The sequence below is a fragment of the Streptomyces sp. 6N223 genome, from assembly GCF_052246635.1.
In the GTDB taxonomy this organism is placed as follows: domain Bacteria; phylum Actinomycetota; class Actinomycetes; order Streptomycetales; family Streptomycetaceae; genus Streptomyces.
In genome coordinates this window covers 50,530-65,354 of sequence record NZ_JBQQCA010000010.1, presented here as the reverse complement: position 1 = coordinate 65,354, position 14,825 = coordinate 50,530, and the positions used below count along the sequence as shown (strand labels likewise).

Here is a 14,825-nt window from a genome sequence, read left to right as displayed (position 1 = left end):
TACCCGAGACTTGGCACCCGAGACAAGGAAGAACCCGTGAGCGACGTCCGCAACGTGATCATCATCGGCTCCGGACCCGCGGGCTACACCGCCGCGCTCTACACCGCCCGCGCCTCCCTCGCTCCTCTCGTCTTCGAAGGAGCGGTGACCGCGGGCGGCGCGCTCATGAACACCACCGAGGTGGAGAACTTCCCCGGATTCCGGGACGGGATCATGGGCCCGGACCTCATGGAGGGCATGCGGGCGCAGGCCGAGCGGTTCGGCGCGGAGCTGGTCCCGGACGACATCGTCGCGGTCGACCTCGCCGGCGAGGTCAAGACCGTCACCGACACCGCCGGCACGGTGCACCGGGCCAGGTCGGTCATCATCGCCACGGGGTCCCAGCACCGCAAGCTCGGGCTGCCCCGCGAGGACGAGCTCTCCGGACGCGGCGTCTCCTACTGCGCGACCTGCGACGGGTTCTTCTTCCGCGACCAGGACATCGCGGTCGTCGGCGGCGGCGACACCGCCATGGAGGAGGCCACCTTCCTCAGCCGCTTCGCCAAGACCGTCACCGTCGTCCACCGCCGCGACACGCTCCGCGCGTCCAAGGCCATGCAGGAGCGCGCCTTCGCCGACCCCAAGATCTCGTTCAGCTGGGACAGCGTCGTCGACGAGATCCACGAGGCCGACGGCAAGCTCTCGGGCCTCACGCTGCGCAGCACCACGACGGGGGAGACCAGCAGCCTGCCCGCGACAGGGCTCTTCGTGGCCATCGGGCACGACCCGCGCGTTGAGCTCTTCACGGGCCAGCTGGACCTGGACGAGGAGGGCTACCTCCGCGTCGAGTCCCCGACGACCCGCACCAAGATCCCCGGCGTCTTCGCCGCCGGAGACGTGGTCGACCACACCTACCGCCAGGCGATCACCGCGGCCGGCACCGGCTGTGCCGCCGCGCTGGACGCCGAACGCTACCTGGCCGCGCTCAACGACGCCGCCTCCGTCACGGCCGAGGTCCAGGTCTGACCACCCGCCCCGACCACCCGACGGCTCACCCCACCAGAAGAATCCACCGCAACAGCCAAAGGAGAAACACCATGGCCGGTGCCACCGTGACAGTGACCGACGCCGACTTCGAGGAGAAGGTCCTCAAGAGCGACAAGCCGGTCCTGGTCGACTTCTGGGCGGCGTGGTGCGGCCCCTGCCGCCAAGTCGCCCCGGCGCTGGAGGCCATCGCCGCGGAGAACGCCGACAAGCTGACCATCGCCAAGCTCAACACCGATGAGAACCCGGAGACCGTGGCCAAGTACGGGGTGATGTCCATCCCGACCATGAACGTCTACAAGGGCGGCGAGGTCGTCAAGACGATCGTCGGCGCCAAGCCCAAGGCCGCCCTGGAGCGCGACCTGGCCGACTTCATCGGCTGACCAGAACCCCCGGCCGGAGGGGGGGGGGGGTTGCAACACGCCGCCCCTCCGCCATGACACCGCCCGTTCCGGAAGCGCCGGAGCGGCTTCAGAACGGACGCAGCGCGGTGATCGGCCGGGTCCCGCCGAGAAGCCGGTCCAGCGCCAGCTCCACGTCCGCCCGCCACGACACGGTGCTCTTCAACTCCAACCGCAGCCGCGGGAACGCCGGATGGGGCCGTACGACCTCGAACCCCGCCGCCAGCAGATACCCCGTCGGCAGCACACAGCCCCGCTGCTCGCCGCCCAACTGGTCCGTCCCGCCCTCGGCCCCGAACGCCTCGATCGCCCGGAAGCCGCGCCCCAGCACATCCTTCGCCACCGCCTGCACCAGCGTGCGGCCCAGCCCTCGGGACCGACAACCGGGGCTGACCCAGCCCGTCATCAGCTGCACCGCATCCGCTGACACCGGGCTCGTGGGAAACGCCCGCGACCGCGGCACATAGGCAGGCGGCGCGTACAGCACATACCCCACGGGCCGCCGATCGACGTAGACCACCCGGCCGCAGGTGCCCCACTCCAGCAGCACCACCGAGATCCACGCCTCCTTCTCCAGGACGGACTGGCCGCTCCGCACCGCCGACTCCCCGCTGACCGGATCGAGTTCCCAGAAGACACAGTCGCGGCAACGAGACGGCAGGTCCGAGAGGTTGTCCAAGGTGAGCGGCACAAGCTGACGCCCCATGGATCCCATCGTATCCATGGGGCGTCCGGCCCTCCTCGACGCTTCTGCGCCTCGCTACGCCTCCTCGGCGTCGGCCTGCTCCGCGCCCTGCTGCGCCAGGACCGGCCCCTCGCCGGGCGCGAGCTGGCCGAGGATGCGCTCCAGATCCTCTATCGACGCGAACTCGACGACGATCTTCCCCTTCTTCTGCCCCAGATCCACCTTCACCCGGGTCTCGAACCGGTCCGAGAGCCGATCGGCCAGGTTGTCCAGCGCGGGGGAGATCCGCCTCCCGGCCCTCGGCCCTCGGACCCGGCCGCCCTTCCGCTTCGACCCAGATCCCTGGAGCGTCACGATCTCCTCGACCGCGCGCACCGACAGCCCCTCGGCCACGATCCGCCGCGCCAGCAGGTCCTGCTCCTCCGAGTCCGCCACCGACAGCAGCGCCCGTGCGTGCCCCGCCGACAGCACCCCCGCGGCGACGCGCCGCTGCACCTCGGGGGAGAGCTTCAGCAGCCGGAGTGTGTTCGACACCTGCGGCCGGGACCGGCCGATCCGGTCGGCCAGCTCGTCGTGCGTGCAGTTGAAGTCCTTCAGCAACTGGTCGTACGCCGCGGCCTCCTCCAGCGGGTTGAGCTGCGCCCGGTGGAGGTTTTCCAGCAGCGCGTCGAGGAGCATCTTGTCGTCCTCGGTCGCCCGCACGATCGCGGGGATGCGCTCCAGCCCGGCCTCCCGGCACGCCCGCCAGCGGCGCTCGCCCATGATGAGCTCATACCGCTCCGGGCCGATCTGCCGCACCACCACCGGCTGCAGCAGCCCGACCTCCCTGATGGAGGTGACCAGCTCGGCCAGCGCGTCCTCGTCGAAGACCTCACGCGGCTGACGCGGGTTGGGCGTGATCGCGTCCAGCGGCAGCTCCGCGAAGTGCGCCCCCGCCACCGGCCCCAGCGACTCCTCCGGCCCTGGCTCCTGCGCCCGCGGCACGCCGTCGGCCTCGGGCATCCCTGCCGCCACCGGCCGGCGCGCCGAGGTCAGCACCGCCGCCGCGCTCGCGTCCGCATCCGGTGGCCCGCCCCGCTCCTCCGCGCTCTTCGGCGCGGCGGGAATCAGCGCGCCGAGCCCTCGGCCCAGCCCTCTCCGTCGTTCGCTCACTGTTCCCACCTGTTCGCCCCGCCGCGGCAGCGGCTATCGATACGGTCGCCCGCGCGGCGTTGTGCGGGCATCGTGGCCATCTGCGGCCCGGCAGCCGCGCGTACGTCCCTCACCGTGTCCCCTCCACACCGCCGTGCGCTTCCTGCTGCGGGATCGGTCCCCGCAACGCGATCTCCCGAGCCGCCTCCAGATAGGACAGCGATCCGCTGGAGCTCGGGTCATACGTCAGGACGGTCTGTCCATAGCTCGGCGCCTCCGAAATGCGCACCGAGCGCGGGATGTTGGTCCGCAGCACCTCCCGCCCGAAGTGCCCGCGCACCTCCTCGGCCACCTGCGAGGCGAGCCGCGTCCGCCCGTCGTACATCGTCAGCAGGATCGTCGACACGTGCAGCCGCGGGTTCAGATGCCCCCGCACCAGTTCGACGTTCCGCAGCAGCTGCCCGAGCCCCTCCAGGGCGTAGTACTCGCACTGGATCGGGATGACCACCTCGGCCCCAGCCACCAGCGCGTTCACCGTGAGGAGCCCCAGCGAGGGCGGGCAGTCGATCAAGACGTAGTCCAGCGGCTGCTCGTAGGTGGTGATCGCCCGCTGCAGTCGGCTCTCCCGCGCGACCACCGACACCAGCTCGATCTCCGCGCCGGCCAGGTCGATGGTGGCCGGAGCGCAGAACAGCCCCTCGATGTCCCGCACCGGCTGCACCACCTCGGACAGCGGCTTGCTCTCCACCAGCACGTCGTAGATCGACGGCACCTCGGCGTGGTGGTCGATACCCAGCGCCGTCGAGGCGTTGCCCTGCGGATCGAGGTCGATCACCAGCACCCGCGCCCCGTGCAACGCCAGCGAGGCCGCCAGGTTCACCGTCGTCGTGGTCTTCCCGACGCCGCCCTTCTGGTTGGCGACCACCATGATCCGCGTCTCCTCCGGCCGGGGCAGACGCCCGCTGGCGCGGTGCATGGCCTCGACCGCCTGCTGAGCCGCCCGGCCAGGAAGGTCACCGGTGGGCACCGGCGCCCCCGGCGCGATGTCCACCGCACCGCCGGGAGCATCCGCCCCCTCATTCGGAGCGGGGGAGCCGGACCGAGGGCCGGGGACCGGATCGGCCGTCGGCCCCGCGATATTGGCGTCGGACCGCAATGGTTCACTCTCCTCGAGACGCGCAGCCTTCGTGGACTCAAAGACTGCCACGTCTCGGGGGTCGCGAACCAGCGAGCCCGGGCTTCTTGTGGATAGCTGGTCGCCTGTGGATACCTTGCTCACCCTCCCGGGGGCATCGCCCCCACGCGCACGACGGCTCCGCGGCTCCGCGGCGGCGGCACGACCCCGGGAGATGATTCCCTGCAACAACGAGCGGCGTTTCACGTGAAACACGATGCCCACGCCCGCCGCCCAGGATCAGAGCGACACTCCGTGATCCCACATATCCCGGGATTATTGCCATCGCATCGGACGAGTCCGAGCCGCCCGCGCACGTTTCGCCGCGAACCGGACCCCACCCGGACTCTCCCCCACCTCCACGCGCACCACCGTGGACGGCGGCTCCAGCAGCCCCACCCCCGCACGCACCACCGAGCTGCGCACCACGCCCAGCTTCCCCAGCGCAGCCCGCGCCCCCTTCAGCTCCTCCTCGGCCGTGTCCCCCTTGATCGCCAGCATCTGCCCGTAGGGGCGCAGCAGCGGCACGCCCCACCCCGCCAGCCGATCCAGGGGAGCCACCGCCCGCGCCGTCACCACGTGCACCGCGTCCAGGCTGCCCAGCACCTCCTCGGCCCGCCCGCGCACCACGCCGACCCGCTCAAGGCCGAGCAGCTCCACCACCTCACGCAGGAAGTTCGTACGCCGCAGCAGCGGCTCCAGCAGCGTGATCCGCAGATCCGGCCGGACCAGCGCCAGCGGAATCCCCGGCAGCCCTGCCCCCGAGCCCACGTCGCATACGGTGACGCCCTCCGGCACCAGCTCGGAGACCACCGCGCAGTTCAGCAGGTGCCGCTCCCACAGCCGCGGCACCTCGCGCGGCCCGATCAGGCCCCGCTCCACGGCCACGTCGGCCAGCAGCTCGGCGTACCGCACCGCATCGGCCAGCCGGTCCCCGAAGATCTCACCTGCCACCTTCGGCGGCGACGGCAAACCCTCCGCGCCCGCCGCGGCACCCCCATGGACGGCACCCCTCATGGCAGAACGACCACGCGCCGCCGCGGCTCCTCGCCCTCCGACTCGCTGCGCAGCCCTGCCGCGGCCACGGCGTCGTGCACGACCTTGCGCTCGAACGGCGTCATCGGCTGCAGCTTCATCGGCTCCCCCGACTCCTGCACCTGCTGCACGGCCTTCGTGGCCAGCGCCGTCAGCTTCTCCCGCTTCCGCGCGCGATGCCCGGCGATGTCCAGCATCAGCCTGCTGCGCTCACCAGTCTCCCGATGCACGGCCAGCCGGGTCAGCTCCTGGAGCGCCTCCAGCACCTCGCCATCCCGGCCGACCAGCTTCTGCAGCTCGCGGCTCCCGCCCTCGGTGACGATCGACACCGCGGCACGGTCCCCCTCGACGTCCATGTCGATGTCGCCATCGAGGTCGGCGATGTCGAGCAGCCCTTCCAGATAGTCGGCCGCGATCTCGCCCTCCTGTTCCAGGCGAGTCAGGACATCGGTGCCCTGGGCGGCGGTCGAGGTGGTGTCCGTCACGGGTGGACTCCTTCTTACTTCTTGCTCTTCGCGGACGGCTTCGACTTCCCCGACTGGGACTTCTTCGCCTGCTGCTTCCTGGCCTGCTGGCCGCGGTTCTGCTGACCGCGGTTCTGCTGGTTCTGATTCTTGGACCGCTGCTGGCCCTGACCCTGATCTTGGCCCTGCCCCTGGCCCTGGCTCTGCGCCTGCTTCTTCGGCTGCTGGCCGCCGCCCCCCGCCGCCGCCTGCCGCTTCGACTTCGGCTGCCGCTTCGGCTGCGTCCGGGCCGCGCGGGCCGTCTCGACCGACTTCTTGGTCTCGGCCTCCACCGGCTCCTCCGCCAGCTTGCCCTTCTTGCGCAGCCGCTCCTGCCGCTGCTTGTAGGCGATGCTGCCCGGCGTCGGGTTGCGCTTGATCACGTACATCTGCTGGCCCAGCGTCCACACGTTCGTCGTCAGCCAGTAGATCAGCACGCCGACCGGGAAGTTGATGCCGAAGACGGCGAACATGATCGGGAAGATGTACATCAGCATCTTCTGCTGATTCATGAACGGCGTCTTGACGTCGAGGTTCACGTTCTTCGTCATCAGCTGCCGCTGCGTGAAGAACTGCGAGGCCGACATCAGCAGGATCATGACGACCGTGACCACCCGGACGTCCGTCACCGAGGCGTGGAGGTCCTCCGTGATCTTGCTGGCGCTGTCCATGAACCGGGCCGCGATCGGCGCACCCAGGATCGTCGCGTTCCGGGCGCTGTTCACTTCCTCCTGGTTCAGCACCCCCACCTCGTCGTTGCCGGCGACGTGGTTCAGAACCTGGAAGAGCGCCAGGAAGAACGGCGACTGCGCCAGGATCGGCAGACAGCTCGCGAACGGGCTGGTCCCCGTCTCCCGGTACAGCTTCATCATCTCTTCGGACTGACGCTGCCGGTCGTTCTTGTAGCGCTCCTGGATCTTCTTCAGCTGCGGCTGGAGCGCCTGCATGTTGCGCGTCGCCTTGATCTGCCGGAAGAACAGCGGGATCAGGGCGATCCGGACCACGATCACCAGCGAGACGATCGACAGCCCCCAGGCCCATCCGCTGTCCTCGTCGAAGACCGTGCTGTACAGGTCATGGAACCGGATCATGATCCACGAGACAGCGATATAGAGAGGACTGAGGATCGAATTGATCGTGTCCACGAGTCAGGCTCCTTGGGCAGTGTTGGCGGCGCCACCGGACGAGGCGTGGGCGGTCGAGGGGCGGGGAACGGGGTGGCGGCCCAGGCGCTCGCGGACGAAGACACGCACGCGCCGATGCCAGACGGGACGCTTCCGGGCAGGGACGTGATCGACCCCGCCCCGCGACCAGGGATTGCAGCGAAGAATGCGCCAGGCCGTCAATGCCGACCCCTTCACGGCGCCGTGCACCTCGACGGCGCGGTATCCGTAGTGGGAGCACGACGGATAGTAACGGCACACCGGCCCGAGCAGCGGGCTGATCGTCCGCTGATACAGCTTGATCAACAGCAGCAGCGGGTACTTCATGACCGCACCCCTCCCAGCAGCCGCTCCAACGCGGCATCGAGATCCCTGGCCAGCTGATCGTGGGCGGCGTCACCCGCACCAGGCAGGGCCCGCACGACAACCAGGCTACCGGCGGGCAGCCCGGACAGGCGGTCCCGCACCAGATGACGCAGCCGCCGCAGCACCCGATGACGCACCACGGAGTTCCCCACGGCCTTGCTCACGACGAAACCCGCACGCGCCGGGGAAGCACTCTCCCCGGACCCGTGCGGGTCCGTACCGCTGCTGAGATGAACGACGAGGTGCCGACGCCCGGCCCTGCGCCCCCGCCGCAACGCGGTGGCGAAGTCCTCCCGCCGCCTCAACCGGTTCTCGGAGGGCAGCACCGCAGGGACCTGTGGTCGAAGCGGCGCGGCTCAGGCCGACAGCCGAGCGCGGCCCTTGCTGCGGCGATTGGCGATGACGGCACGGCCGGCGCGCGTCCGCATCCGCAGCCGGAAGCCGTGGGTCTTGGCCCGGCGCCGGTTGTTCGGCTGGTAAGTGCGCTTGCTCACTCTTCAGGCTCCCGACAGTCTTCGTGGTCCGGCGCGGGTCGCCGACACAGGCTTGACACGATCAACAAGAAAGGGGTGTCGGGCCGACCCGCTGCCGGTCGGAGTGGAGGCAGGCGACAGCAGCCATCGACAACTCGACCTCGCAACGGTACGCGCGCGGCATCCCCACGGTCAAACTCGCCCCCGCCCGACTTGTACACACCCTGTGGACAATGACTTGATGTCCACGCGCCGCGCTGACTAACGTGACTGAACTCGGCATCCTTCCCGGCTGCCCCCGGCGCCACACCTGAAGGCGCCTCCCGATGCCCAGCACCACCCCAGCGAGTGAGAGAGCGTGCCTCGTGGCTGACCTGCCAGTAGATCTCGCCGCAGTATGGCCACGCGCGCTCACCTCGATGCTCTCCGACGGCCAGCGCCTGGAGCCCAAGGACCACCGCTGGCTCCAGGACTGCCAGCCACTCGCCCTCGTCTCCGGCACCGCCCTGCTCGGCGTCTCCAACGAATACGCGAAGAGCGTCCTGGAAGGCCGGCTCGCCCCGCTCCTCAGCGACACCCTCAGCCGCGAGTGCGGCCAGCCCGTCCGCCTGGCCATCACCGTCACCGCGCCCCCCGCCCCGGCGCCGCCCGAGCCGGCCCCCGCCCCCGCCGAGCAGCGGCGGCCCGGCGACGACGCCCGGGACGAGCCCGGCGCGCACGGCTCCCACGGCTCCCACGGCAGCCATGGCGCGCACCCCCGGCACAACGGCCACGAGCTGCCCACCGCCCGGCCCGCCTACCCCGACCACCCCCGCGCCCCGGCCCCCGTGCCGCCCATGAGCTGGCAGCAGCCGGCGTACGACCAGCAGCACTACGAGCAGCCCTCGTACGAACCGTCCTCGTACGAACAGCAGGGGTACGAACAGCAAGGTTATGAGCAGCAGGGCTATGAGCAGCGGTACGAGCAGCCCTACGAGCCTCCCCCCTACCGCCGGCAGCCCTACGGCCGCCAGGACGGCGCGCAGCTCCCCGTCCCCAGCGGCGCCCCGGGCCCGCTCGCCGCCCAGCCCGCGCCCGCCACCGGCCCCGGCGAGCCCACCGCCCGCCTCAACCCCAAGTACCTCTTCGACACCTTCGTCATCGGCGCCTCCAACCGCTTCGCCCACGCCGCCGCCGTGGCCGTCGCCGAGGCCCCCGCCAAGGCGTACAACCCCCTCTTCATCTACGGCGAGTCCGGCCTCGGCAAGACGCACCTGCTGCACGCCATCGGCCACTACGCGCGCAGCCTCTACCCCGGCACCCGGGTGCGGTACGTGAGCTCCGAGGAGTTCACCAACGAGTTCATCAACTCCATCCGCGACGGCAAGGCCGACGCGTTCCGCAAGCGCTACCGCGACATGGACATCCTCCTCGTCGACGACGTCCAGTTCCTGGCCAGCAAGGAGTCGACGCAGGAGGAGTTCTTCCACACCTTCAACACGCTCCACAACGCCAACAAGCAGATCGTGCTCTCCTCCGACCGGCCGCCCAAGCAGCTGATCACCCTGGAGGACCGGCTGCGCAACCGCTTCGAGTGGGGCCTGATCACCGACGTCCAGCCGCCGGAGCTGGAGACGCGCATCGCGATCCTTCGCAAGAAGGCCGTGCAGGAGCAGCTCAACGCCCCTCCCGAGGTGCTGGAGTTCATCGCCTCCCGCATCTCGCGCAACATCCGGGAGCTGGAGGGCGCCCTCATCCGGGTCACGGCGTTCGCCAGCCTCAACCGGCAGCCCGTCGACCTCGGGCTCACCGAGATCGTGCTGAAGGACCTCATCCCCGGCGGCCAGGAGACGGCGCCGGAGATCACCGCGGAGGCCATCAGCGCCGCCGTCGCCGACTACTTCGGGCTCACCGTGGAGGACCTCCAGGGCGCCTCCCGCAGCCGGATCCTCGTCACCGCCCGGCAGATCGCCATGTACCTGTGCCGGGAGCTCACGGACCTCTCCCTGCCCAAGATCGGCCAGCACTTCGGCGGCCGCGACCACACCACCGTCATGCACGCCGACCGCAAGGTCCGCGCGATGATGGCCGAGCGCAGGTCCATCTACAACCAGGTCACCGAGCTCACCAACCGCATCAAGAACGGCTGAGCCGACCGGACCCGCCGCACGCCGCCCACAGCGCCCCCGAGCCAGGATCGGGGGCGCTGTTCGATTTCCGGGTGGAAACGGCAGCTTGTCCACAGATCCGGCCGGGTTTCCTCGTCCACACCCTGTGGGCGGCTCACGCAACGCACAATTCTGTCCACAGCTTCGGCCGGGAAACGCCGCTCCCCCAGGTCAGGGGCTTGTGGAATTGGGGATTCGCTGCGTCCACAGCCTGTGGACACCGCGTCGCCGGGCGGCGGGGCACGCTGCGCTGTCCACCGGATACCGCAAGGTACCCACAGGGAAAGGCATGTTGTGCACATGCGGTCCACAGCGTTGTCCACCGTTCGACAACACAACGCGCCGTCTCACCGTCGCGAGTGAATCAGGTCACACGACGCCGCACCGGGGCCTGTTGAGAACTCGGCCGAACCTGTGGGTGGAGCTGTTGAGAAGTCGGCTCGCCCTGGGGATGGGGTGTGGAAGCAGCGGCGGCGTCCACAGGGACCCCCTGTTCGTCCACCGGTCCGCCCACAGGGGCCGTGGATAAAAAAGGGTGGGTGAGCTGGGCAAACTCGCTTATCCACCGTTTCCACAGGCCCTACTACTACGACTACAGATATAGACCGGCGAACTCGTTTGGAAGTGGGTGCTGTGCACAACGGGGGCCGTGCTCGGTCTACCCCGCCCAGGTCGATTTGACTCACACCAGCCTCTAGTGTCAGTGCCGTGCGTCAGACTGGTCTCCCCGTAGGACCCGTTGGCGAAGCGACGCAGGACGCAAGACGCAGGAGGCGGCTGAAGTGAAGATCCGGGTGGAACGCGATGTGCTCGCGGAGGCGGTGGCATGGGCCGCCCGTAGCCTGCCGGCCCGACCGCCGGTGCCGGTTCTCGCGGGCCTGTTGCTGAAGGCGGAGGAGGGCGAGGAGGGGACGCTGAGCCTCTCCGGCTTCGACTACGAGGTCTCGGCCCGCGTCGCCGTCGAGGTCGACGTGGAGGAGGAGGGCACGGTCCTGGTCTCGGGGCGGCTGCTCGCCGACATCTGCCGTTCGCTGCCGAACCGGCCGGTGGAGATCTCCTCGGACGGCGTGCGCGTCAGCGTCCTGTGCGGCTCCTCGCGATTCACACTCCACACCCTGCCTGTGGAGGAGTATCCGGCGTTGCCCGAGATGCCGACGGCGACGGGCACGGTGTCGGCGGAGGTGTTCGCGGCCGCCGTCGCCCAGGTCGCCATCGCCGCCGGGCGCGACGACACGCTGCCGGTGCTGACGGGCGTGCGGATCGAGATCGAGGGCGACCTGGTGACGCTGGCCTCGACCGACCGGTACCGGTTCGCGGTGCGGGAGTTCCTGTGGAAGCCGGAGGCGGCGGACGCCAAGGCGGTGGCGCTGGTGCCGGCGAAGACGCTGCTGGACACGGCGAAGTCGCTCAGCGGCGGGGACACGGTGGCGCTGGCGCTGTCCGGGTCGGGCGCGGGCGAGGGCCTGATCGGCTTCGAGGGCGCGGGGCGGCGTACGACGACCCGGCTGCTGGAGGGCGACCTGCCGAAGTACCGGACGCTGTTCCCGACGGAGTTCAACTCCGTTGCGGTGATCGAGACGGCGCCGTTCGTGGAGGCGGTCAAGCGCGTGGCGCTGGTGGCCGAGCGGAACACGCCGGTGCGGCTGAGCTTCGAGCAGGGGGTGGTGACGCTGGAGGCGGGGTCGAGCGACGATGCACAGGCTGTGGAGCGGGTGGACGCGCGGCTGGAGGGGGACGACATCTCGATCGCGTTCAACCCGGGCTTCCTGCTGGAGGGGCTGAGCGCCATCGACTCGCCGTGGGCGCAGCTGTCGTTCACGACCTCGACCAAGCCCGCGCTGCTGAGCGGCAGGGCGGCGTCGGACGCGGAGGCGGACGAGGCGTACAAGTACCTGATCATGCCGGTGCGGCTGAGCGGCTGAGCGGCTCGGCCGCTGAGGCCTCGACCGCTGAGGGCCCCGGGCGCCGGGGACTCGGCGGGAGGCGCGGGACTTCCCGGCGTAGGCTCGGGTTTCAGGTCATAACGCGATCAAACGCGATGAAGGAGTCCTGATGGAGCTCGGTCTCGTCGGCCTCGGCAAGATGGGTAGGAACATGCGGGAGCGTCTCCGCCGTGCCGGGCATACGGTGGTGGGGTATTCGCTCGAGCCGGCGGTCTCCGATGTCCACAGCCTGAAGGAGATGGTGGACAGGCTGGCCGCGCCCCGGGTGGTGTGGGTGATGGTCCCGGCGGGCGCGGCGACGCAGTCGACGATCGACCAGCTGGCGGAGCTGCTGTCGCCCGGCGACATCGTGGTGGACGGCGGGAACTCGCGGTGGACCGACGATCAGCGGCATGCCGAGGAGCTGGGGGCGAAGGGGATCGGCTTCCTGGACTGCGGGGTCTCCGGCGGCGTGTGGGGGCTCGAGGAGGGCTACGCGCTGATGTACGGCGGGGAAGCGGAGCTGGTGGCGCGGGTGCAGCCGGTCTTCGACGCGCTGAAGCCGGAGGGGTCCTCGGGCGCGGTGCACGCGGGGAAGGTGGGCGCGGGGCACTTCGCGAAGATGGTGCACAACGGCATCGAGTACGGGATGATGCAGGCTTTCGCCGAGGGGTGGGAGCTGCTGGAGAGCGTCGATGCGGTGACGGACGTGCGGGAGGTGTTCCGGTCCTGGCAGCGGGGGACGGTGATCCGGTCGTGGCTGCTGGACCTGGCGGTGCGGGCGCTGGAGGAGGACGAGCACCTGGACCGGCTGCGGGGGTATGCGGAGGATTCGGGCGAGGGCCGGTGGACGGTGGAGGCGGCGGTGGAGCACGGGGTTCCGTTGCCGGTGATCACGGCGTCGCTGTTCGCGCGGTTCTCCTCGCGTCAGGAGGATTCGCCGCAGATGAAGATGGTGGCCGCGTTGCGCAACCAGTTCGGCGGGCACGCGGTGGAGGCCGTGGAGGCCAAGGAGTGAGGCGGGGACGGGGGTTGCTCGGTGCATGTGACGCATCTGTCGCTGGCTGACTTCCGGTCGTACGCCCGGGCCGAGGTGCCGCTCGGTCCGGGCGTTTCGACCTTCGTCGGGCCGAATGGCCAGGGCAAGACGAACCTGGTGGAGGCGGTGGGCTATCTGGCGACGCTGGGGAGTCACCGGGTGGCCTCCGACGCGCCGCTGGTGCGGGTGGGTGCGGATCGTGCGGTGGTGCGGGCGGCGGTGACGGAGGGGGATCGGAGTCAGCTGGTGGAGCTGGAGCTGAATCCGGGGCGGGCGAATCGGGCGCGGCTGAACCGGTCGGGGCCGGTGCGGCCGCGTGAGGTGCTGGGGGTGGTGCGGTCGGTGTCGTTCGCGCCGGAGGATCTGGAGCTGGTGAAGGGGGATCCGGGGGGCCGGAGGCGTTTTCTGGATGAGCTGGTGGTGGCGCGGGTGCCGCGGCTGGCGGGGGTGCGGTCGGACTACGAGCGGGTGCTGAAGCAGCGGAACTCGCTGCTGAAGTCGGCGGCGATGGCGCGGCGGCATGGGGGGCGCGGGGCGGATCTGTCGACGCTGGATGTGTGGGATCAGCATCTGGCGCGGGTGGGTGCGGAGTTGCTGCGGGAGCGGCTGGCGCTGGTGGTGGCGTTGCGTCCGCTGGCGGACAAGGCGTATGAGCAGGTGGCGCCGGGGGGTGGGCCGGTGGGGCTTGAGTATCGGTGCTCGCTGCCGGAAGGGGTGCCGGAGGGGGTGTCGGTGCCGGGGGATGGGGGTGTGGCGTCGCGGGACGAGTTGTTCGGGGCGTTGCTGGAGGCGTTGGGCGGGGTGCGGGGGTCGGAGATCGAGCGGGGGGTGACGCTGGTGGGGCCGCATCGGGATGACCTGGTGCTGCGGCTGGGGGAGTTGCCGGCGCGGGGGTTCGCGAGTCATGGGGAGTCGTGGTCGTTGGCGTTGGCGTTGCGGCTGGCGTCGTACGGGTTGCTGAAGGAGGAGGGGCCGGAGCCGGTGCTGGTGCTGGATGACGTGTTCGCGGAGTTGGACGCGCGGCGGCGGGAGCGGCTGGCGGAGCTGGTGGCGCCGGGGGAGCAGGTGCTGGTGACGGCGGCGGTGTCGGAGGATGTGCCGGAGGTGCTGGCGGGGGTGCGGTTCGCGGTGTCGGAGGGGAGGGTGGGCCGTGAGTGAGGATGCGAACGCCGTGGGTGACGGCGGTGACGGCGGTGACGGGGATGCTGTGAGGGGCGTCACGGGGGCGGCTGCCGCGGGGGTGTCGGGAGTGGATCTGGCGCGGGTGGCGTTGCGGGCGGCGAAGGAGCGGGCGCGGGAGCGGGGTGCGGTGTCGCAGCAGCGTCGGCAGGCGCGGCGTGGAGGGCTGCGGTCGGGTGCGCGGCCGGGGGGGCGTGATCCGCTGCCGTTGGGGGCGGCGGTGGAGCGGTTGTCGGCGGAGCGGGGGTGGGAGATGCCGTTGGCGGTGGGGGGTGTGCTGGGGCGGTGGCGGGAGTTGGTGGGGGTGGATGTGGCGCAGCACTGTGTGCCGGAGGGGTATGACGAGGGGGAGCGGGTGTTGACGGTGCGGTGTGATTCGACGGCGTGGGCGACGCAGTTGCGGTTGTTGTCGTCGCAGTTGGTGGCGCGGGTGAACGCGGAGGTGGGGGCGGGGTCGGTGCGGATGATCCGGGTGCTGGGTCCGGCGGGGGCGTCGGGTGGTGGCCGGGGTGGGTGGCGGGTGCCGGGGAGCCGGGGTCCTGGGGATACGTACGGCTGAGTGCGGCTGAGCGCGGCTGAGTGCG

General features: G+C 70.6%; 16 protein-coding genes. 7 read left to right on the top strand and 9 right to left on the bottom strand.

Going from position 1 to position 14,825, the window contains the following annotated elements; genetic code table 11:
- Positions 1-36: 36 nt before the first annotated feature.
- Positions 37-1,005, top strand: a complete 969-nt coding sequence (gene trxB / locus ACTWQH_RS09225; protein WP_443285902.1) for a thioredoxin-disulfide reductase — start codon at positions 37-39, stop codon at positions 1,003-1,005.
- Positions 1,006-1,076: 71 nt separating this feature from the next.
- A complete protein-coding gene (gene trxA / locus ACTWQH_RS09220) occupies positions 1,077-1,406 on the top strand; it encodes a thioredoxin (protein ID WP_443285901.1) in 330 nt (109 codons plus the stop codon).
- An 88-nt stretch (positions 1,407-1,494) separates the two neighbouring features.
- On the opposite strand, the gene ACTWQH_RS09215 is transcribed toward trxA, so the two are convergent.
- The 9 genes from ACTWQH_RS09215 to rpmH form a co-directional block, all read right to left on the bottom strand.
- Positions 1,495-2,130, bottom strand: coding sequence for a GNAT family N-acetyltransferase (locus tag ACTWQH_RS09215; RefSeq protein WP_443285900.1), 636 nt, complete (start codon positions 2,128-2,130; stop codon positions 1,495-1,497).
- Between the two features lie 54 nt (positions 2,131-2,184).
- Positions 2,185-3,261, bottom strand: coding sequence for a ParB/RepB/Spo0J family partition protein (locus ACTWQH_RS09210; RefSeq protein WP_443285899.1), 1,077 nt, complete (start codon positions 3,259-3,261; stop codon positions 2,185-2,187).
- Between the two features lie 109 nt (positions 3,262-3,370).
- Positions 3,371-4,396: a ParA family protein gene (locus tag ACTWQH_RS09205; RefSeq protein ID WP_443285898.1), complete on the bottom strand. Its 1,026-nt coding sequence runs from the start codon at positions 4,394-4,396 to the stop codon at positions 3,371-3,373.
- A gap of 294 nt (positions 4,397-4,690) precedes the next feature.
- Positions 4,691-5,431, bottom strand: coding sequence for a 16S rRNA (guanine(527)-N(7))-methyltransferase RsmG (gene rsmG / locus ACTWQH_RS09200; protein ID WP_443285897.1), 741 nt, complete (start codon positions 5,429-5,431; stop codon positions 4,691-4,693).
- Entirely contained in the window at positions 5,428-5,934 is a 507-nt protein-coding gene (locus tag ACTWQH_RS09195) for a Jag family protein (protein WP_443285896.1), read from the bottom strand. The genes rsmG and ACTWQH_RS09195 overlap by 4 nt, the downstream gene beginning before the upstream one ends.
- A gap of 14 nt (positions 5,935-5,948) precedes the next feature.
- Positions 5,949-7,088 (bottom strand): membrane protein insertase YidC, encoded by a 1,140-nt coding sequence (gene yidC, locus ACTWQH_RS09190; RefSeq protein WP_443285967.1) that lies wholly within the window; start codon positions 7,086-7,088, stop codon positions 5,949-5,951.
- A 12-nt stretch (positions 7,089-7,100) separates the two neighbouring features.
- A complete protein-coding gene (gene yidD / locus ACTWQH_RS09185; RefSeq protein ID WP_443285895.1) occupies positions 7,101-7,442 on the bottom strand; it encodes a membrane protein insertion efficiency factor YidD in 342 nt (113 codons plus the stop codon).
- A complete protein-coding gene (rnpA, locus tag ACTWQH_RS09180; RefSeq protein WP_443285894.1) occupies positions 7,439-7,807 on the bottom strand; it encodes a ribonuclease P protein component in 369 nt (122 codons plus the stop codon). The genes yidD and rnpA overlap by 4 nt, the downstream gene beginning before the upstream one ends.
- Positions 7,808-7,837: 30 nt before the next feature.
- Positions 7,838-7,975 carry a 50S ribosomal protein L34 gene (rpmH, locus tag ACTWQH_RS09175; RefSeq protein WP_443285893.1) on the bottom strand — a complete coding sequence of 46 codons (138 nt, stop codon included), beginning with the start codon at positions 7,973-7,975 and terminating at the stop codon, positions 7,838-7,840.
- Positions 7,976-8,319: 344 nt separating this feature from the next.
- Between rpmH and dnaA the strand changes: the two genes are divergently transcribed.
- The 5 genes from dnaA (at position 8,320) to ACTWQH_RS09150 (ending at position 14,800) form a co-directional block, all read left to right on the top strand.
- Positions 8,320-10,083, top strand: coding sequence for a chromosomal replication initiator protein DnaA (gene dnaA, locus ACTWQH_RS09170; protein ID WP_443285892.1), 1,764 nt, complete (start codon positions 8,320-8,322; stop codon positions 10,081-10,083).
- Positions 10,084-10,883: 800 nt separating this feature from the next.
- Positions 10,884-12,023, top strand: coding sequence for a DNA polymerase III subunit beta (gene dnaN, locus ACTWQH_RS09165; protein WP_443285891.1), 1,140 nt, complete (start codon positions 10,884-10,886; stop codon positions 12,021-12,023).
- 130 nt (positions 12,024-12,153) lie between these two features.
- The gene (gnd, locus tag ACTWQH_RS09160) at positions 12,154-13,041 is read left to right on the top strand and encodes a phosphogluconate dehydrogenase (NAD(+)-dependent, decarboxylating) (protein WP_443285890.1); all 888 of its coding nucleotides are present in this window, start codon (positions 12,154-12,156) and stop codon (positions 13,039-13,041) included.
- A 21-nt stretch (positions 13,042-13,062) separates the two neighbouring features.
- Positions 13,063-14,220, top strand: coding sequence for a DNA replication/repair protein RecF (gene recF, locus ACTWQH_RS09155; protein WP_443285889.1), 1,158 nt, complete (start codon positions 13,063-13,065; stop codon positions 14,218-14,220).
- The gene (locus tag ACTWQH_RS09150; protein WP_443285888.1) at positions 14,213-14,800 is read left to right on the top strand and encodes a DUF721 domain-containing protein; all 588 of its coding nucleotides are present in this window, start codon (positions 14,213-14,215) and stop codon (positions 14,798-14,800) included. Before recF ends, ACTWQH_RS09150 begins: the two co-directional genes overlap by 8 nt.
- The last annotated feature ends 25 nt before the right edge of the window (positions 14,801-14,825 follow it).